The sequence below is a fragment of the Kitasatospora sp. A2-31 genome (genome assembly GCF_022288725.1).
In the GTDB taxonomy this organism is placed as follows: Bacteria; Actinomycetota; Actinomycetes; order Streptomycetales; family Streptomycetaceae; genus Kitasatospora.
Window position 1 is genome coordinate 127,426 of record NZ_JAKNTA010000013.1, and the last position, 17,994, is coordinate 145,419.

Sequence of the window (17,994 nt, forward strand, 5' to 3'; positions counted from 1 at the left end):
CCTGGCACCCGGCCCGGCCACCCGTGCCGCGCTGGCAGAATTGGCGTGTGATCGACGCAAGACGGCTGCGGACCCTGCGGGCCGTGGCGGACCACCGGACCGTGACCGCCGCCGCGGCCGCCCTCTACCTGACCCCCTCGGCGGTGTCCCAGCAGCTGGCGGCGCTCGAACTGGAGACCGGCCACCACCTGCTGGCCCGCGAGGGCCGGGGCGTCCGGCTCACCGCCGCCGGCGAGATCCTGCTCGGCCACGCCGACGTCGTCCTCGCCCAGCTCGAACGCGCCGAGGCCGACCTCGCCGCCTACTCCGCGGGCGTCTCGGGCGAGGTCACCGTCGCGTCCTTCGCCACCGGCATCTCGCTCGTCCTCGCCCCGGCCATCGGCACCCTCGCCGTCCGGGCGCCGGGCGTGCGCCTCAAGGTGCTCGACGCCGAGGGCGACGCCAGCCTCCCGATGGTCCTGGACGGCCGCGCCGATCTGGCGGTGGCCGTCGAGTACCGGGGCGCGCCCCGGGCGGACGACGCCCGCCTCACCCGCGTGCCGCTGTACGCGGAGCCGTTCCAGGCGGTCCTGCCGCTCGGCCACCCGCTGGCCGGGGACGAGGGCCCGATCGCCGTCGCCGACCTCGCCGACGAGCCGTGGATCGGCCCGTACCCCGGCAACCCGTGCCACGACGTGGTGCTCCTCGCCTGCGAGCACGCCGGCTTCCAGCCGCGCCTGGTGCACTCCTCCGACGACTTCCGCGCCGTGGTCGCCCTCGCCTCCGCCGGGGCGGGCGTCGCGCTGGTGCCCCGCTCGGCCCTGCTCGGGGTGGACCTCGGCCGGGCCGCCGTCCGGCCGGTGGACAGCGCGCTCGCGACGCGCCGCGTCTTCGCCGCGGTGCGCGCCGGAGCGGACGGGCACCCCCTGATCCGTCCGGTTCTGGACGCCCTGGCCGAGGCGGCCGCGGCCACCGCCTGAGCACGCCGTCCCCGCCGACGGGGGGCCGACCGGTGTGTCCGGCCTCCCGGCCAACCGGCCGCTGACACGCTGTGCCCGGTCGGCCGCCGCCGGCCGAGCCGCGTCCGCGGCCACCGCCTCGCCTCGGGCCCGCCCCGGGCTTTGGCCTGCGGCTCCCGGTCCCTGGCATGATCGATGCATGGTCGAACGAGTCATTGCAGCGTGTGACGGAGCAGCCAAGGGCAACCCGGGCCCGGCGGCCTGGGCCTACGTGGTCGCGGACAGCGCCGGGGTGCCGCAGCGCTGGGAGTCCGGAGCGCTCGGGCGCAGCACCAACAACATCGGCGAGCTGACGGCGCTGCAGCAGCTGCTGATCGCGACGGACCCGGCGGTGCCGCTGGAGGTCCGGCTCGACAGCACGTACACCCGCGACGCCGTGACGAAGTGGCTGGCCGGCTGGAAGCGCAACGGCTGGAAGACCGCCGCGGGCAAGCCGGTGGCCAACCAGGAGCTGATCCAGAGCATCGACGCGCTCCTGGAGGGCCGGGACGTCACCTTCGTCTACGTCGCGGCTCACCAGGTCGACGGCGACCCGCTGAACGCCATCGCGGACAAGGCCGCCAGCGACGCCGCCCGCACCCAGGAGAGCGCCGCCGGGACCGCCGCCGACCTCCCCGTCCCCGACCCGGTGTCGGCCCCGGCCTCCCGCCCCGCCCGCGCGGCCTCCTCCGCTGCGGCGGCGAAGAAGAGGACCGGCTCCGGTGGCTCCCGCACCCTCGCCGCCCGGTACCCCGGCACCTGTCCGTGCAGCCGCCCCTACGCCAAGGGCGACAAGATCACCAAGGTCGGCAGCACCTGGGGCCACCCCGAGTGCGCCCCCACCCCGGCCTGACCCCACTCGGCCGGACCCTGCTCCGCCCGGCCCTGCTCCGCCCGGTCCTGCTCCGCCCGGTCCTGCTCCGCCCGGCCCCGGCTCGGGGCAGGCCGGGAGGCGCCCACCCGCCCGACCCCGTCGGGAGGCCTGCGGCCGGCAACTCCCCGGCGGCTCCGGGCTCCGGAGATCGGCGCATAGGGTTGGGGCGGCTGATCACGTTCGCGAGGCTGGAGATGTCATGAGTGAGAACGCTGCGCCCGATGCCCTGCTGCCGGTCGGGGTGATCGGACTCGGTGACATCGCGCAGAAGGCGTACCTGCCGGTCGTCGCCGCGCTGCCGGGGCTGGACCTGCGGCTGATGACGCGGGACCGGACGAAGCTCGACCGGATCGGCGACGCCTACCGGATCGGGGCGGGTGAGCGGTTCACCGATCTCGGGGAGCTGATCGGCAGCGGGATCCGGGCGGCGTTCGTGCACGCGGCGACCGAGCAGCACGTGCCGATCGTCGAGCAGCTGCTGACGGCCGGTGTCCACGTGTACGTCGACAAGCCGCTGGACTACACGATCGACGGGGCCCGGCGGCTGGTGGACCTCGCCGATCGCAGCGGGCGTTCGCTGGTGGTGGGGTTCAACCGGCGTCACTCGCCCGGGTACCTGCTCGCCAAGGAGCGACCGCGCGATCTGATCGTGCTGCAGAAGAACCGCGAGGGCCTGCCGGAGGCGGCCCGGAGCCTGGTCTACGACGACTTCATCCACGTGGTCGACACGCTGCGCTTCCTCGTACCCGGGGAGATCGAGCAGGTGGACGTGCGCTCCCGGGTGCGGGACGGCCTGGTGGAGCACCTGGTGCTGACGCTGGGCGGGGAGGGGTTCACGGCGCTGGGGATCATGAACCGGGTCTCCGGGTCGGCGGAGGAGGTCCTGGAGGTCTCCGGCGGCGACTCCAAGCGCGAGGTCCGCAACCTCGCCGAGGTGATCGACCACCGCGGCCAGCCGACGTTCCGGCGGCGCGGCGACTGGGTCTCGGTGGCGCGGCAGCGCGGGATCGAGCAGGTCGTGCTCGCCTTCCTGGACGCGGTGCGCGGGGGCAGGGTGCTCGACGCCCACGACGCCCTGCGGACGCACGAGTTGTGCGAACTGATCGTGGAGCGGATCGAGGCGGGCTGAGCCGGCGCGCGCGATCGGTGGGGCGGGCGGGCGGCCCGAGCCGGTGCCCAGGTGACTCGGTGAGCGGCGAGGAGGCGGGCCACCGGGGGCTGTGAGGTGCAGCCGCCGGTGGCCCGCCGCCTTTCGCGTGGACGGAGGACGCCCCGCAGGCGCGGCAGCGGCGGCGCATTTTCTGTTATGCCAATTGACACAACATCAAATCCGCGCCTACTGTCCTGCCCATGGAAGAGACCAGAGGGCGCGGTCGCCCCCGGAAGGACCCGGAACGGCTGGCGCGGTGGACGCCCCCCGAGGGCTGGTCCCGGCTGGTCGCCTGGATCTCGCCCGAGGAGAAGAAGGCGCTGAAGCGGGTCGCCGTCGAGGCCGAAGTCCCGGTGGCGGACCTGGTCCGGGCGCTGGCGGGCGGTCTGGCGGCCGGCGCCATCACGCACGAGGAACTGATCGGTCACGTCAGGAAGGGCCTGCACGTCATGGAGAAGATCCCCACCCTGTTCGAGCGGGACGCCGACTTCCGGGTCGTCGACCGGCCGCGCCCCGAATGCGCCTGGGTGTTCGACGGAGAGGGAGCCCCGACCGAGAAGCTGGACGGCACCAACGTCCGGCTCACCGTCCGGGGCGGTCACCTCGTGCGGGTGGAGAAGCGCCGCAACCCGAGCAAACTGCAGAAGCAGCAGGGCATCACGGACGGCTGGTACGTCGACACCGCGGAGGACGCCGCCGAGGACAGGTGGATCCTCGCCGCCGCCCGCAACACCGACGTCACCGCCTGGCCGGACGGCGAGCACTCCTGCGAGGCGCTCGGCCCCCGCATCCAGGGCAACCCCCTGGATCTGGACGACCACCGGTGCGTGCCGTTCAACCTGGAGGTCCCCGTCTACCAGGACGTGCCGCGCAGCTACGCCGGCCTGCGCGACTTCCTCACCGGGCTGGACAGCCGGTTCGCCCCGGGCACCCTGGCCGAGGGGATCGTCTTCCACCACCCGGACGGGCGCCGCGCCAAGATCAAGCGCAAGGACTTCCCCCGCGCTGCCTGAGCACGGGCGGGGCCGGTCCGGACGAAGAGGGAGCGGGCAGTCCGGACCCCCGGGCTCCCGGGGGTCCCCGCCCCCGCTGGATGGTGCGTCAGCTTCCGGACGGGGGGCCGGCGATGAGGTCGAGGAAGTACTGGCGCTTCGGAAGGGCGGCCGGCAGGGGGTAGTCGAGCAGGACGTGCAGGTTGCAGGCGGCGAGGGTGTAGGCGTGCAGGAGCAGGTCCGCGGTGGTGTCGGGGCCGAGCTTGCGGAGCACGGTCCTGGTGGTGCGGCTCCGCTCCGTCCGCTCCTTCCAGAGCGCGCGCTGCTCCTCGTCGCGGCCGAGCAGGTCGAGCACCGCGCCGGCCCGGGCGGCCCGGGCGGCGCGCTCCGGCTCCTCCCCGGCGCCGGCGGCGCCGGCCGCGTTCGCGTACGCGTCGGCCACGCGGTACGGGGACTGCGCGATGTGGACGAGTGCCCCGACCGCGCCGCCCTCCTGCACCGCACGGTCGGACCCCCGCACCAGCGCACTGCGGCGGTGGTTGGTGCTGACGTCGTACATCACGCTCTTGATGCGGATCAGCGCGAGCAGCTCACCGATCAGGGGGATGCGCGACGCACGGAACGGCTCCCACGTCATCCCGGCCGAGGCGTTGACCACCAGGATCTCGTCGACCCCGTACTCGGCGGGCGGGTGGACGGGCCGGCGGGCCCGCTCCTCCAGCCCCACCAGCCACTGGTCGGCCATGTTGTCGTACACCCCGCCGTCCGTGAGCACCAGGTCGGCGCCGGCCGGCGCGCCCCCGACGGCTTCGCCCCCGGCCGTGAAGTAGTGCCGGTCCGTGGGGAGGCGGCGGACGGCGAAGGCGCCCGGCAGGCAGGCCGAGGCCTGGACCGCCGTGGAGAGCGGGAGGCCACCCGGCTCACCCGCACCGAAGCGGAACCCGTAGACGAACGCGGGGGAGAAGTAGAAGTGGTCCCCGCTCTGCAGCTCGGTCGTGCAGAAGACGTGGTCGACGGAGCGCCGCACCTCGGCGAGGCCGGTGGGAGCTCCGTCGTGGTGGAAGAACTCGCGCGCCAGCGCCTTGTCCACGACGACGCTGCGCCGTTGGAAGTACAGCAGCGCACCGGCCAGGAGCAGCAGCCCCGCGGCGAGGAGGACGCCGGAGACGAGGCGGAGGCCTTCGACTGCGGTGGCGACCACGCCGCCCAGCAGGACCAGGAGCGCCAGGCCGGCGAGGGCGAACAGCGAGCGCACGTAGCGGTTGGTGGACGGCCCCCAGAAGAACAGGCCGGTCCGGGCGCAGTGACGGATCAGCGGGCGGACGCGTTCGGCGAAGTCCGCGCCGGGGTCCTGCCGGAAGTCGGTCTCGTGGGCGACCACGCCGTTGGCGACCGAGCCGCCGGACACCGAGGAGATCGCCACGACGTCCTTGTGCCGACCGGTGTCGGCGAGGTAGAGCAGGGCGCCGATGCCCCACATGGTGGCGCGGTAGCCGCCACCGGAGATGGCCACACCGATGCGGGTCATGGTCAGACCTCCACGGTCGTGCCCGCTGCCGCCGTCGCCGGATAGACCGCGGTGTAGTGGCGCGCGCGCTGTCGCGCGGGGTCGGCCCACGGCTCCGTCGTGCGGCTGCGGTAGTTGAAGACGAGCTCGGCCCGCCCGGTGTCGGCGTCGGGGCCGGCAGCGTGGGGCGGGTCGGCCCCGTCGAGGCGGTCCACCGCCGCGAGCATGCGGTCGATCGCCTCCGGGTCGGGGTGGTTGAACTTGTCCCCGTTGGTCGAGACGAGGAAGCGGCGGGTGTCGAGCCTGGACAGCAGGACGTCCGTGACGTTGGCGGCACTGCCGTGGTGCGGGACCTTGAGCGCGTCGACCGTGAGCCTGGTGCCGCCGAGCTGCTTCAGCAGCCGGTCCACGCCGCGGGCGAGGACCTCCCCGTGGCCGTCGCCGGTGAGCAGCAGCCGCTTCCCGTCGTGCTCCAGCAGGAAGGCGATGCTGGAGCCGTTCGGCACGGACGCGTCCAGCCGTCCGCCGCCGAGGAGATCGGCGGCGAGGCCGCGCAGACTCCTCCGGTGGGCCAGGCGGTCCAGCGCCTCGTCGGGCTTTCCGGGGGTCACGCCGAGGCCCCTCACCACCCGGTCCCACTCCTTCAGCAGCTTGTCCAGCTCGGGCCGCCCGGGACCGACCAGGGTCGCCCGGGCGCCGCCGGGCAGGTCGACGGCCGGCGCCGCGCCCTGGGCGCGGAGGCAGACGGCGTGCGGCGGCTTCCCGGGCGCCGCCCGCCCGAAGGCCGCGTTCCAGCACAGTTGCTGGCTGCCGATCAGCGCCTGGAGCATCTCGCCCTGGTCGGCGCCGAGCAACCCGGCGGGCTCGGAGATCTGCGGCCAGCCGTTGAACCACACGTCGTCGATCGCGAGCTTCAGCGCGACGCGGTCCTGAAGGAGGCGGATGACCCCCTCGATGTGGTCGGCGTCCACGTGGGTGGCCACCAGGACGTCCAGGTGGCGGCTGCGCGGCGGCAGCCGTCTCACCCGTTCGAAGACGGCCTCGTAGGTGGCGCTCGGTCCGGCATCGACCAGCATGCGGTGGACGTCCGACCCCTTGCCGGGCCATTCGACCCACAGCGCGTCGCCGTGCGCGGCGGGCAGCATCTCCACGGTGATCACGGTTCACCTCCCTGCCGGCTGCCGACCAGCCAGCGGGCGTCGCCGAAGGCCACGACGGCCATCGCGAGCGTGTAGCCCAGGGTCAGCAGCCGCCGCCGGATGTCGCGGACCAGTTCGCCGATGCTCCTGTTCTCCTGGGTGTTCTCGGCGAGCATCACGGCGGCGATGCCCGCCATGACCGCCGCCTGCCGACCGAGCGTCGGTACGAGCGTCCCGACCACGACCGGGGCGCTCTTCTCCAGGAACCTCGCTGCCACGTTCTGCCAGCTGATGTCCTCCTGGGCGGTGTTGCAGCCCAGCAGCATCACGATGGGGCCGGTCCCTCGGTCGTGCAGCTCGGACACGATGTCCCGGCGGTCGATCCGGAGCGACGGCAGCCTGCTCGGGCGGCTCTTCTTGCCGATCTCCAGGACCGGGGCGAATCCTTCGTCGCGTGCGTTGTGGGCCACGGCCAACAGCAGGGCCGGGCCCTCCGCCCTGACGACCTCCCGCCACTTCTGCCAGCTGTTCGCGGTGTACACGCCGTCGTTCCCCAGCGAGCCCCGCAGGGTGCCGACCGCGCCGTCCCGGTCGGCCCCCCGGACGACCTGGCTGGCCGCGAAGAGCACGCTGTTCACCGGGCGCAGCGCGCTGGCGGCGTCCGGCGGGGAGGCTTCGACCACGGTGTGATCGAGCCGGGCGCGTTCCACCCGGCGCTCGATCACCATGCGGACGCCCCAGAAGCCGAGCGGGCAGACCGTCCTGCGGCCGTTGGCGGTGGGGCGGCGGGTGGGGCGGCGGGTGGGGCGGCAGGAGCAGGTCCCGGTCTCGAGGGCACGCTGCCACCCGGTGCAGAGCCGGGCGGTGTCGGAGGGGTAGCCGTAGTCGTAGACGAACTCCAGCGGCCAGAGCTCGGCCGCTTCGGCCGACACGACCTGGAGCGACGCGGCCTTCCCCAGATCGCCGTGTCCCAGCTGCTCCAGCCGCTCGAAGAGGAAGCTGCCCTGCTGGGCGAGGCCGCGGAGCAGCCGGTCCGGTGCGGCGGGGCCCGGCCCCTCGGCGACGGCGTCCGCGTCCACCGCCGCCCGCAGGTTGTCCCGGATCCTGGCGCGCAGCTCGTCGAGGTCCTTGATCCGCACCGAGGCCTCGCTGCCTCCGGTCACGATCACGGCCGTCTCGTCGTCGACGATCCGGATCACCGCCTCCGAGTCGCGGCCGTCCGGACTCGGCACCTCGGCGAGCGAGCTGAACGCCTCGCCGTTGATCGTGATCTCCCGTCCGTCGACGGCTTCGTCGGTCGCCCCGACGGGACCGCTGATCTCCAGCCGCTGCAGCTGGCGGTTCCGGTGGAAGACCCGGGCGGTGCAGCGGATCTCCGGCTCCTGCGCTCCGACCTCGACGGGGAAGACGGCCTCGCTGGAGGCGCCCCGCCGGGGGAGGGTGATCTTCATCGGCTGGTGGAGGAACGCGTCGTCCCGCTCCTCGTCGAGGACGACGGTCAGGCGTGCCTCCCCGCCCCGGAATTCCACGTTCTGCTCGGGGAACTCCGTCGCCAGTGCGTGCCACTCGGCGCTGACCGGGCCCACCCGGATGTGGACGTCGTTGACGGCGGCCGCGCGGAAGGCGTGCAGGCGCCGTTCGCCGGACTCCTGGTCGCTGACGAGCGCCTGGAGGAAGCGGGCGTTGGTGCGGCCCGGGGCCACTCCGACGCGGTGGAGTTCGCGGAAGGCGTCGGCGACGGCTCCCCCCAGCCTCCTCCCGGAGAAGCGGGCGGCGGCGGCCTCCACGGCGATCCCGTGCGTGAGGTCGGTGACCAGGGCCGGCCGGTCGGGGAGGTTCAGCTCCCGCACGACGTCGCCGTCGAACTCGATCGGCTCCGCCCGGCGGTCCGCGAGCACGCGGGCCGCGGAGTCCGCGTCCCGTACGGCGTCGGAGACGGCACGGCGCTCGGCGAGCCCCGGGTGGGCGACCGTCAGCCACGAGCCCGCGCGGCCCGCCGCCTCGTCGAGCGGGAGGTTGTCGGAGAGGTTGCGGACGAGCCGGTCGAGCCAGTCGACGGCGTCGGTCGCGGAGAGGTCGGCGACGACCCAGCCGGCGGCGCCCAGATTGCGCGCGGCCGCGTCGAGCAGGGTCAGTTCGTGCCGGTCGGGCGGCCGGGGGCCGCACCAGGCGAGACAGGCGGCGCTGAGGCCGCCGCCGGTGCTCAGCGCGTCGAGTTCGGCGCCGCTGGCGACGGCCAGGACGTCGCAGTCGCCGTCCTGTTCTCCGAGGGTGTACGCGTCGATCAGCGGGGCGATCCCCGCGTCGTGGGACAGGACGTCGAACAGGCCCTCGGCCGCCCCGGGGGTGACGGTGCAGACCCGCAGCGGCCACGACCAGCGGGGCTCCGGCTGCAGCGTGTCGTCCGCGACGAAGACGGCGCCGAGTGCGGGACGCGCCTGGCCTAACCGCGTCACCAGCGCGTGCCGGCCCGCCCGCGGCACGCCGTGCAGCGCGAGCCGAACGGGCTCGCTTCCGCCGCTCGCGGACTCGGTCCAGGTGCGGCTCAGGTCCAGCTGCAGGTCGAGGTCGTCGAGCAGCCGTGCGGGGAGGTCGGCGGACCAGTGCCAATCCCACGGCCGCCCCGGATCGGGCAGGTCGAGCGTGACGCGGCCGTCCCGCGCTCGGGCCCCGGCCCGGCCGCTCCAGTCCACGACACCCGCGACGGCCAGGGCCTCCGGGCTGACGGAGAGGATGTCGTGCAGCTTCACCATGGGAGACCTCCCCAGTGGCTCCGTGGGGAGGCCGGCCACCGCTCAGGTCGGTCTCCCGACACCTCCCACTCTGCCACGGATCGGGCGCGGTGGACCGGCCGGATCCGGAGCGGGTCGGCGTGACGGAGGACGGGCGACGGGTCGCCCTGCCGAACCCCGGACCGTCGGTCACCGAGAGGCGGGCGGTCCACGCGCGGTCGACCGGCTCGCCCGTCGGGGCCGGCCCTTTCGCCCGGGCGGTGCCGTCGCGTGCCCGCCCGCTCCCGCCCGGTCGGCCGCCGCCTGATCGGGGCGCTCCCGGGGAGCCGGGGCGCTCCGGTCCCGTGATGCCGGAGGGGCCGTGACGCGGCGTCGGACCAGCGCGGACTGCAGCACGGTAGCGTTACGTTGAGGTGTCATGTACGCTGCGTGTCGCTGGTTGAACAGAAGGCGGGCCTGGTCGCCACTCCGTGGGGGGAGTCACGTCCAGGCCCGGTCGCCGGCCAGGGCCCGGTTGCGCTCGTGGGGGAGCTTCAGCCGGGCCCATCGGTGGGCTAACGAGGTCATGCCCATCCTGACGGTGTTTCAGTCATGACAACTTCCACGACATGTCCGGGACGACGTCCGAGGTGCCCCTCCCGGGTGCCGCCGCGCCTCGCGACGGACCACCGCGGAGCGGGCGACGTTCCCGCCGGAGCCCCGCCCACGCCGTCTACCAGATGTCCGCGTCCCCGTCCCGGCCCGCGTCCGGGTCCTCGTTCAGGGCCGGCCGCGCGGCCGCCGCCGGCGGGCCCCCGTACAGGTCGTCGTCCGCACCGTAGAGGTCTCCGTCAGTGCTGCGGGTCGATTCGAAGCGGGTGCCGTGGCCCTCGCCCTCCGAGCGCCCGACGAAGAGGTCGTCGGGGGCCGCTTCGTCCATCTCGGACAGGGGCTCGAACCTGTCCTGCTGCTCGTCACCGGTCATCTGCACTCCTCCGTCGATGCCCAGGGCTTCTTCCGTTCCCCGGCCCGGGTCCTTCGGCCGGGGAACCGACGAGCGCGTGCCGGTCAGCCGCTGTGGCCGCCCGAGGCCGCCGCGCTCTGCGCGGTGGGCCACTTGAACTCGATCTCCAGCTCGATCTCCCCCTCACCGACCTCGACCTCGATCTCGGTCTTCAGTTCCTCGGGGACCCGCAGGGTCATCGTTCCGGGGCCGAGATCGAGCTCGGCGTTGCCGCCGTGCCGCAGGGCCGCCGCGAGTGCTTCGAGCTGATCGGCGGCTTCGAGGCGGGACAGCGAACGCTTCTGCTCGAACTTGAGGTCCTTCACGGCACGCTCCAATCCACGGGGAACACTCCTCGCCCTTCCAGCCTGCGCTCCTCCGGCGGCATCCGCACCTCGTCGGCCGGGTCGCCGCGGTGCGGGCGGGGCGGACGTGCCGCGCGAGCGCGACCACGTCGAGGGGGCGCGCGGCCGTACCGGCGGCGGCCGGCGGGCGGCGGCCGGCGGGCGACGGGCCCTACGGTGCGTCGGCCGGATCGGCGGCGCTGACGGGCACGTCCGGGTGCCGGAACCAGGAGCCCTGCACCGCCCACTGGACGATCATCAGCACGACGCCGATGGCGAGGGCGCCGATGCCGATCACGGTGACGCCACCGGTCTCGCCGAAGACCGGCAGGTCGATCGAGGTGGCGCCGTAGTCGGGGTCGGCGTAGACGTCGAAGGCGCCGTAGCAGAAGAAGTACAGCAGCATCAGGCCGCCGGCCAGCGGCGCGAGGCCCTTGAGCAGGAAGTCGCGGACGCTGCGGGTGAGGACCTTGCGGTAGTACCAGACGCAGGCGAAGCCGGTGAGGCCGTAGTAGAAGGCGATGGCCAGGCCCACCGAGGCGATCGAGTCGGCCAGCACGTTGCCGCTGATCGCGGTGAGCAGCACGTAGAAGGCGATCGAGGCGACGCCCATGCCGACGGTCGACCAGGTCGGGGTGAGGTGCCGCGGGTGGACCCGCGCGAACTCGGTGGGGATGGCCTTGTGCGCGGCCATCGAGAAGGTGGTCCGGGCGGTCGGCAGGATGGTGGTCTGGGTGGAGGCGGCGGAGGACGTCAGCACCATGAAGATCAGCAGCTTGGTCAGGAAGAAGCCGAAGCCGGTGGTGCCGAAGACGGCGCCGCCCAGGGAGGAGAGCACGTCCCCCGAGTTCTCCTCGTTGCCGAGCCCGATCCCCTCGGTGCCGATGCCCGCGAAGGCCTGGGCCGAGGTGGACACCAGCGCGTAGATGAGCAGCAGCAGGACGGTCGAGATGACGGCGGCGCGGCCGGGGGTGCGGGCGGCGTCGGCGGTCTCCTCGTTGACCGAGACCGCGGTGTCCCAGCCCCAGTAGATGAAGACGGCGGCCAGGATGCCGGCGGTGAAGGCGGTGGACGAGGCGACCTCGAAGGGGTTGAACCACGAGGCGTCGACCTCGATCGCGGTGGCGGGCGGGTTCTCGCCGTAGACCTTGACCAGCGCCGTCACCGACAGCAGCACCAGCATCACGACCTCGATCGCGAGCAGCCAGCGCTGCAGGGCGGCGGAGATCTCGATGCCGATGTAGCAGATGGCGGTCATCACGACGATCCAGACGACCCCGGCCACGGTGGTCCACGCCGTGCTCTCGGCGAGGCTGTTGAAGCCGAACAGCCGGAATCCGTACACACCGGCGATCTGCGCCAGGTTGGCCATCACGATGATGTCGGCCGCCACGATCCCCCAGCCGCCCAGCCACCCGGTGCGCGGCCCGAAGGCGCGTGCGCCCCAGGTGAACGTGGTGCCGCAGTCCGGGTCGGAGGCGTTGAGCTCCTTGTAGGCGAAGGCGATCAGCAGCATCGGGATGAAGGCCAGGATGGTGATGATCGGCGCCTGCAGTCCGACGCCGACCACGATGATGCCGAGCGTGGCGGCGAGGCTGTACGCGGGCGCGGTCGAGGCGAGGCCGATCGCGACGGACGAGACCAGGCCCAGGGCGCCGGTCTTGAGGCCCTTCTCGCCGGCCCGGGAGCTCACCACGGTGGGCGCGGCCGGCGGGGGCGCAGGGCGTTCTCCAGGGGGGCCGTTCATCGTTCCCACCTCCCGATCCTGTGCGCGTCCGGGGCGCGGAGGCACCAGCGGGGAGCCGGACCACCTCAGCGTACGACGGGTGGCCGGGCCCTTCCCGTGGGATCGTCCGAGCGGGTGGCGGGGTGGCGGGGTGGCGGGGTGGCGGGGTGGCGGGGCGGCCGGGTGGCGGGGTGGCCGGATGGCCGGGTGCGGGCGGTGGCACCGCCCGCACCCGGCCCGGGTCGGTGTGACCCGTCGGCCGTCAGCTCGCGATGCCGCAGTACTGCTGCTGCTTGCCGATCGCGCGGTACATGCAGTCGGCGGTCTCCACCAGCCGCAGCACCGCCTCGCGGTTGCGGCTGGTCTCGCGCCCGATCACCTCGTCCGGCGGGTAGAAGCCGCTGCTCCCGTTGGGCCCGGGGTACATCTCGAAGGTGTAGGCGAAGATCCGGTGCGCGCCCCACAGCCAGTCGTCGATCGAGCCGTCCGTGATGTAGAGGTCGCTGGACTGCTCCGGGGTGTAGCCGTTGGTGCCGGCCATGGTCCGGCCGAAGGCGGCGAAGGTGTCGGCCTCGTCGGCGGTCATCCCGGTGGCCGTGTCGGCGGTCGTCCAGCCGAACGGCCAGAGCACCAGCTCGCTGTACGTGTGGAAGTCGATGGCCGCGGTGATCTGCTGCTTGCCGCCGACCACCCGGCTGCGGACGAAGTCGGCGACCACCTTGGTCTCCCGGGCGGACTCGGGGGCGGCGCCCCGGTAGGTCTCGCTGGAGGTGGAGCCGGAGGAACCGCCGCAGCAGCCCCACCGGTAGTCCCAGTTGCGGTTCAGGTCGGTGCCGACGTTGCGGCTGCCGCTGTTGGGCTGGCGGTCCTTGCGCCAGCTGCGGTAGCGCCCGGTGGCGATGTCGTACTCGCCGCCGTCCGGGTTGAGGTCGGGGACGACCCAGATCTCGCGGCTGTTCACGGCGTTCGCGATCCGGCTGTCGGTGGCGTACTTGTCCCCGAACTCGTGCAGGAGGTAGAGCGCCATCTCGACGGTGAGGTGCTCACGGGCGTGCTGGTGGGCGGTGAACAGCACCTCGGGCTCGTTCTCGTCCGTGCCGACGTTGTCGCTGATCTTGACGGCGACGATCGGTCGGCCCTCGTACGAGGTGCCGATGACCCGCTTGCTCATGATGTCGGGGTGCGCCGCCACGACGGCGTCGATGTCGGCCGAGGCCTCCGCGTAGTTGTGGTAGCCGGAGTCGGACGAGGGGAAGTCGTCGATCGCCGCGCCGACGGTCTTCGCGGCCGGGTCCTCGGCCTGCGCCGGGCCCGGCAGCTGGGCGGGGGACCAGCCGAGCGCCCGCAGCCGGGCGAGCTCGGCGGGAGAGGCGGGGACCACCACCGAGTCGGCCCGGACGGCGTCGACGGAGGCGCCGGTCGCGGCGATGGCGGTGCGCTCGGCGACGGTGCGGGGGCCGTCGACGACGTACTGCCGGGCGGTGTCCTCCTGGTCGGCGGCCGTGGCGGCCGCACCGGCGGTGGCCGGGCGCGCGGTGGCCTGGGTGGTGAGCGGAGATGCGAGGGCGAGGGCCAGCAGGACGGCGGTGACCGCGGCGGGCTTCCCTCGGCGGGGCAGTCGCATGACTGTCCTCCTGTGGGGGGTCCGTAGGGACGGAACGGGGAGGAAGTGCGGCGCGCCAGCATGATGGTCCGTCAGTGTCATGTGTTCGTCAATGGCCTTGGCGTGGACAGGACTTCACCGGGGGAGTGCCGCCGGCGGTGCGGGCGTGCGGGCGGTGCAGACCGCGGGCGTGCGGGCGGTGCATCCGCGGGCGGGCGCACCGGGTCCACGGGCGCCGACGCCGCAGGTGAAGGCCGGTCGCGCTCCTCGCACCGGACCGCCCGCCCGGTGGCGGAGTCCGCGGCGGCCGGCCCGTCAGCGGTACCAGGTGCGGATGGCGGTGGCGGCCTCGCGGACGTCGGCCTGCCCGTCGCGGATCCGGGTGGCGAGGTCGACCGCGGCCCCGGGCTCCGCGGTGACGGTCACGCCCGAGGCGCTCAGGTAGGAGGCCGCGACGACGGCGGCGTAGTGCTCGTTGGCGAACTCCAGCGCCGGGACGCGGATGAGCTGGTGCATCAGGGCGGCGGCCCGCTGGTGCAGTTCCCCGTACACGGGCACGCCCATGACCTCGTCGGCGTGGCGGGCCACCGCGGCGGCGAGGGTCCCGTAGTCCGTGACGTCCGGATCCGCCTGCAGGTGCTCGTGGGCGATCTCCAGCAGCCAGGCCCGGTCGATACGCAGGATCACGCCGCCTCCGCTCGGTGCTCGGCTCGGTGGCCCCGGCCGTCCTGGGGGCGTTGAGCTGTTCCGTCAGCGAGCAGCGTAGCCATGCGTACCGGTCGCTACAACTTCCCTCCGGTCGCCCCGCCGGCGCAGTGGACCGGCGGTCGGGTGGGGGCGGGCGTGAACGGTGTTCCGTCCAGTGACCAGTGGGGGTCGGGGGCGATGCCGAGGGCGCAGTAGACGTGGGCCGCGACGTCCGCGTGGCGGAGGTCGGCGGGCACCGTTCCGGGTGGGATGTCGGGGCCGCAGGCAGCGATCCACGCGGTGCGGACGGCCTCCGAGCGCCCGCCGTGGCCGCCCTCGTCGCGGTGGCCGTGGTCGGTGACCACGATGACGGTCCAGGCTTCGGTGGCCCGGGCGGGGCGGCGGCGGAGGGCGGCGAGGAGGTCCCCGAGGCGGCGGTCCGCGGTCTCCACCGAGCTGCGGTACTCCGGTCCGCAGCCGAGGAAGTGGGCCGTCTCGTCGACGGCGCCCAGGTAGACGAAGCCGGCGTCGAGATCCGTTCCGGCGGCGAGGAGGCGGGCGGCCTCGGCGGTCACGCTCTCGTCGCACTCCTCCCAGGCCTCGGGTGTGTCGGCGGTCGGCGCGATGTAGGCGAGCCGGCTGGGCGCGGTGAACAACGGGCCGCCGTCCCGGGCGAGGAACATCGGGGTCCACCCGCCGATCGCGAGCGTCCGCAGGCCCTGCTCGTCGGCCAGCCGGGTGGTGAAGTCGGGGAAGACGTCGAGGCGGTTGCCGTCGAACCGGTTGCCCCAGATGCCGTGCTTGGCGACGCCGACCCCGGTGACGACGGTGGCCCAGCAGGGGCCCGACATCGTCGGCGTGACGGCGTCGATCTCGACCCGGCCCAGGAAGCCGGCTGCGGCGACCTCGTCGAGGTGGGGGGTGTGCAGCGACGGCAGCAGATCGAAGCGGACGCCGTCGATGCCGACGACGAGAACCCGTCGGGTGTTCATCGGTGGAAGCTCCCGGGTGTGGCTGGTCGGTGGCGGACACGGTCGGGGCGGGGAGAGGGCCATCGGGCGGGCGAGCGCGTCAGTCGACCCGGCGCAGCCGGATCAGACGGCTGGCGTAGTCGCCGGCGGGCAGGCCGGGATCGATGCCGCGGCTCCGGAGGGCGGCGCCGCCGTGGAGCCGGCCGGTCTCCAGGTCGCGGTAGCGCGCCGCGGGGTCGAGGGCGGGCAGGCGCAGCGGGGCGGGCCGGTGGCCGAAGCGGGTGGTCGGCCGCCAGGCGAGCAGGGCGTGCTCGGCGCCGTCACGGGCCGCGTAGTGGACTGCGGTGAGCCCGTCGTGGCCGGTGAGCCGGTACTGGCGGCCGTGCTGCACGAGCGGCCGGATCCGCTTGTACTGGTCGACCAGGTCGGCGGCCTCCGCGAGCTCCTCCCTCGTCCACCGGGTGAGGTCGCCGCCGAGGCCGAGCGCCCCGGCCATGGCGACGTGGAAGCGGAAGCGCAGGGGTGTGCTGCGGCCGGTGATGCCGTTGGGGGAGTCCGTGACCCAGGCGGCCATGGACTGGGCCGGGAAGAGCTGGCTGAAGCCGTGTTGGACGGAGATCCGGTCGACCGGGTCGGTGTTGTCGGAGGTCCAGGCCTGGTCGGTCCGGGCGAGGACGGCGAGGTCGACCCGTCCGCCGCCCCCGGCGCAGGCCTCGATCCGCAGGCCGGGGTGGTCGGAGCGCAGTCGGTCCATGATCCGGTGGACGGCCCGGACGTGGTCGATCCAGAGCCGGTCGGGATCCGGGTGGCCGGCCCAACCGGCTTCGGTGAAGGGGCGGTTGGCGTCCCATTTGAGCCAGTCCACGTCGTTCTCGGTGACCAGCCGGTCGAGCGTCGAGTGCACCAGGGCCTCCACCTCGGGGCGGGCGAGGTTGAGCACGAGCTGGTGGCGCAGCTCGGTCGCGTCCCGGGTGGGTGCGTGGATCACCCAGTCGGGGTGGGCGCGGTACAGGTCGCTGTCGGCGTTGACCATCTCGGGCTCCACCCACACGCCGAAGGCCATGCCGTGGCCGTGGACGTGGTCGGCGAGTGGCCGCAGGCCGTCGGGGAAGGCCTCCGGCCGGGGCGTCCAGTCGCCGAGGCCGGCGCGGTCGTCGGTGCGGGCGCCGAACCAGCCGTCGTCCAGGACGAAGAGCTCGACGCCGAGCCCGGCGGCGAGGTCGGCGAGGCGGCACTGGCCCGCCCGGTCGACGTCGAAGCCGGTGGCCTCCCAGGAGTTGTAGAGGACGGGCCGGTCCCGGTCGGGTCCGGGCAGGACGGTGGAACGGAGGTGGTCGTGCCAGGCGCGGCTCGCCCCGCCGAAGCCGTCGGGGGTGTAGAGGCCGGCGAAGACCGGGGTGCTCATCGTCTCGCCGGGTTGCAGGGCCCAGCTGAGTCCCTCGTGGCCGAAGCCGCCCGTCCAGGTGGTGCGGCCGACCGGGTCGCGGTGCACGGTGATCCGCCAACTCCCGCTCCAGGCCAGCGCGGTGCTCCAGACGTCGCCCCGCTCCTCGGTGGCGGTGCCGTCGTCGAGCGTCAGCCAGGGGCTCGCGTGGTGGCCGGTGAGCCCCCGGCGGCTGGTGAGGACGGTCTCGGCGACCGGAAGGCGGTCTCGGTGCAGCTGGAACTCGCTGGACCAGCCGCCCACCAGATGGCCGAGCCGGTAGTCGGGCAGCGGCGGCGCCGTCCAGGACGCCGAGTCCAGGCGCTGGACCGTGATCGGGCCGGAGCCGCTCCCCGGGGTGCCGGTGTGGGTGAGTTCGGTCCAGCGTTCGATCACGTCGCTGCCGAGGTGCACCCGGTAGCAGAGATCGGCGGTCAGCGGGTAGCGACGGTCCGTCAGGTGCAGCCGCAGCTCGCCGCCGTCGATGCGGTGGCCGAGGAAGCGCCACTGGGCGCCGACGGTGCCGTCCGGGAAGCGGACCTGGAGGCCGGCCGGGCCGAAGCGGGCGCCGGTCTGGATGCCCAGTTCGTCGGCAGCCGCCTCGTCCTCGAAGCTGCTGTCCGCGGGGGAGTGGGGGTGCGGCAGCTCCGGGGCTTCGAGCTCGGGCCCCCAGTGGACGTGTCGGGGGCTGCCGTCGGCGCCGACGCGTACGGCGTAGACGCTGTTCGGGGTGCGCAGGACGGCGAGGCCGAGGGCGGTGTCGAAGGAGACGGCGGAAGGGGCGGAAGGCACGGATGTCCCCCAGAGAGGAGGTGGGTGATCGGACCGGGGGCCGGAGCGCGGAACAAGCCGTCCGGGCGGGCCTGGTGCGGCGACTGACGGCACGG

The 17,994-nt window shown here is 74.0% G+C and carries 14 protein-coding genes; 4 read left to right on the top strand and 10 right to left on the bottom strand.

Annotated elements, in window-relative coordinates:
- Positions 1–47 precede the first annotated feature (47 nt).
- From MCM47_RS30215 to MCM47_RS30230, 4 genes are all read left to right on the top strand, one after another.
- Positions 48–959: a LysR family transcriptional regulator gene (locus tag MCM47_RS30215; protein ID WP_238864897.1), complete on the top strand. Its 912-nt coding sequence runs from the start codon at positions 48–50 to the stop codon at positions 957–959.
- Positions 960–1,137: 178 nt separating this feature from the next.
- Complete coding sequence (locus tag MCM47_RS30220) at positions 1,138–1,830, top strand: ribonuclease H (protein WP_238864898.1); 693 nt, start codon at positions 1,138–1,140, stop codon at positions 1,828–1,830.
- Positions 1,831–2,080: 250 nt separating this feature from the next.
- A complete protein-coding gene (locus MCM47_RS30225; RefSeq protein WP_305068046.1) occupies positions 2,081–2,980 on the top strand; it encodes a Gfo/Idh/MocA family protein in 900 nt (299 codons plus the stop codon).
- 221 nt (positions 2,981–3,201) lie between these two features.
- Positions 3,202–4,014 carry an RNA ligase family protein gene (locus tag MCM47_RS30230; RefSeq protein ID WP_238864900.1) on the top strand — a complete coding sequence of 271 codons (813 nt, stop codon included), beginning with the start codon at positions 3,202–3,204 and terminating at the stop codon, positions 4,012–4,014.
- Between the two features lie 88 nt (positions 4,015–4,102).
- On the opposite strand, the gene MCM47_RS30235 is transcribed toward MCM47_RS30230, so the two are convergent.
- The 10 genes from MCM47_RS30235 to MCM47_RS30280 all read right to left on the bottom strand — a co-directional run bounded on the left by MCM47_RS30235 (position 4,103) and on the right by MCM47_RS30280 (position 17,899).
- The gene (locus MCM47_RS30235) at positions 4,103–5,521 is read right to left on the bottom strand and encodes a patatin-like phospholipase family protein (RefSeq protein WP_238864902.1); all 1,419 of its coding nucleotides are present in this window, start codon (positions 5,519–5,521) and stop codon (positions 4,103–4,105) included.
- 2 nt (positions 5,522–5,523) lie between these two features.
- Positions 5,524–6,660 carry a ComEC/Rec2 family competence protein gene (locus MCM47_RS30240; RefSeq protein WP_238864904.1) on the bottom strand — a complete coding sequence of 379 codons (1,137 nt, stop codon included), beginning with the start codon at positions 6,658–6,660 and terminating at the stop codon, positions 5,524–5,526.
- Positions 6,657–9,392: a hypothetical protein gene (locus MCM47_RS30245; protein ID WP_238864906.1), complete on the bottom strand. Its 2,736-nt coding sequence runs from the start codon at positions 9,390–9,392 to the stop codon at positions 6,657–6,659. Before MCM47_RS30245 ends, MCM47_RS30240 begins: the two co-directional genes overlap by 4 nt.
- Before the next feature lie 691 nt (positions 9,393–10,083).
- Positions 10,084–10,335, bottom strand: a complete 252-nt coding sequence (locus MCM47_RS30250) for a hypothetical protein (RefSeq protein ID WP_238864908.1) — start codon at positions 10,333–10,335, stop codon at positions 10,084–10,086.
- A gap of 83 nt (positions 10,336–10,418) precedes the next feature.
- Positions 10,419–10,679: an amphi-Trp domain-containing protein gene (locus MCM47_RS30255; RefSeq protein ID WP_238864910.1), complete on the bottom strand. Its 261-nt coding sequence runs from the start codon at positions 10,677–10,679 to the stop codon at positions 10,419–10,421.
- Positions 10,680–10,869: 190 nt separating this feature from the next.
- A complete protein-coding gene (locus MCM47_RS30260; RefSeq protein ID WP_238864912.1) occupies positions 10,870–12,444 on the bottom strand; it encodes an APC family permease in 1,575 nt (524 codons plus the stop codon).
- Positions 12,445–12,685: 241 nt separating this feature from the next.
- Positions 12,686–14,047 carry a M14 family metallopeptidase gene (locus MCM47_RS30265; RefSeq protein ID WP_238864914.1) on the bottom strand — a complete coding sequence of 454 codons (1,362 nt, stop codon included), beginning with the start codon at positions 14,045–14,047 and terminating at the stop codon, positions 12,686–12,688.
- A gap of 294 nt (positions 14,048–14,341) precedes the next feature.
- Positions 14,342–14,713, bottom strand: coding sequence for a fic family toxin-antitoxin system, toxin component (locus tag MCM47_RS30270; protein WP_238864916.1), 372 nt, complete (start codon positions 14,711–14,713; stop codon positions 14,342–14,344).
- A gap of 95 nt (positions 14,714–14,808) precedes the next feature.
- Entirely contained in the window at positions 14,809–15,705 is an 897-nt protein-coding gene (locus MCM47_RS30275; RefSeq protein ID WP_308222512.1) for an alkaline phosphatase family protein, read from the bottom strand.
- Between the two features lie 79 nt (positions 15,706–15,784).
- Positions 15,785–17,899, bottom strand: a complete 2,115-nt coding sequence (locus tag MCM47_RS30280) for an alpha-galactosidase (protein WP_238864918.1) — start codon at positions 17,897–17,899, stop codon at positions 15,785–15,787.
- Positions 17,900–17,994 lie beyond the last annotated feature (95 nt).

Coding starts and splice junctions, on each gene's coding strand:
- MCM47_RS30245 (WP_238864906.1), bottom strand. CDS start 9,392: ATGGTGAAGCTGCACGACATCCTCTCCGTCAGCCCGGAGGCCCTGGCC.
- MCM47_RS30235 (WP_238864902.1), bottom strand. CDS start 5,521: ATGACCCGCATCGGTGTGGCCATCTCCGGTGGCGGCTACCGCGCCACC.
- MCM47_RS30220 (WP_238864898.1), top strand. CDS start 1,138: ATGGTCGAACGAGTCATTGCAGCGTGTGACGGAGCAGCCAAGGGCAAC.
- MCM47_RS30260 (WP_238864912.1), bottom strand. CDS start 12,444: ATGAACGGCCCCCCTGGAGAACGCCCTGCGCCCCCGCCGGCCGCGCCC.
- MCM47_RS30275 (WP_308222512.1), bottom strand. CDS start 15,705: ATGAACACCCGACGGGTTCTCGTCGTCGGCATCGACGGCGTCCGCTTC.
- MCM47_RS30265 (WP_238864914.1), bottom strand. CDS start 14,047: ATGCGACTGCCCCGCCGAGGGAAGCCCGCCGCGGTCACCGCCGTCCTG.
- MCM47_RS30230 (WP_238864900.1), top strand. CDS start 3,202: ATGGAAGAGACCAGAGGGCGCGGTCGCCCCCGGAAGGACCCGGAACGG.
- MCM47_RS30250 (WP_238864908.1), bottom strand. CDS start 10,335: ATGACCGGTGACGAGCAGCAGGACAGGTTCGAGCCCCTGTCCGAGATG.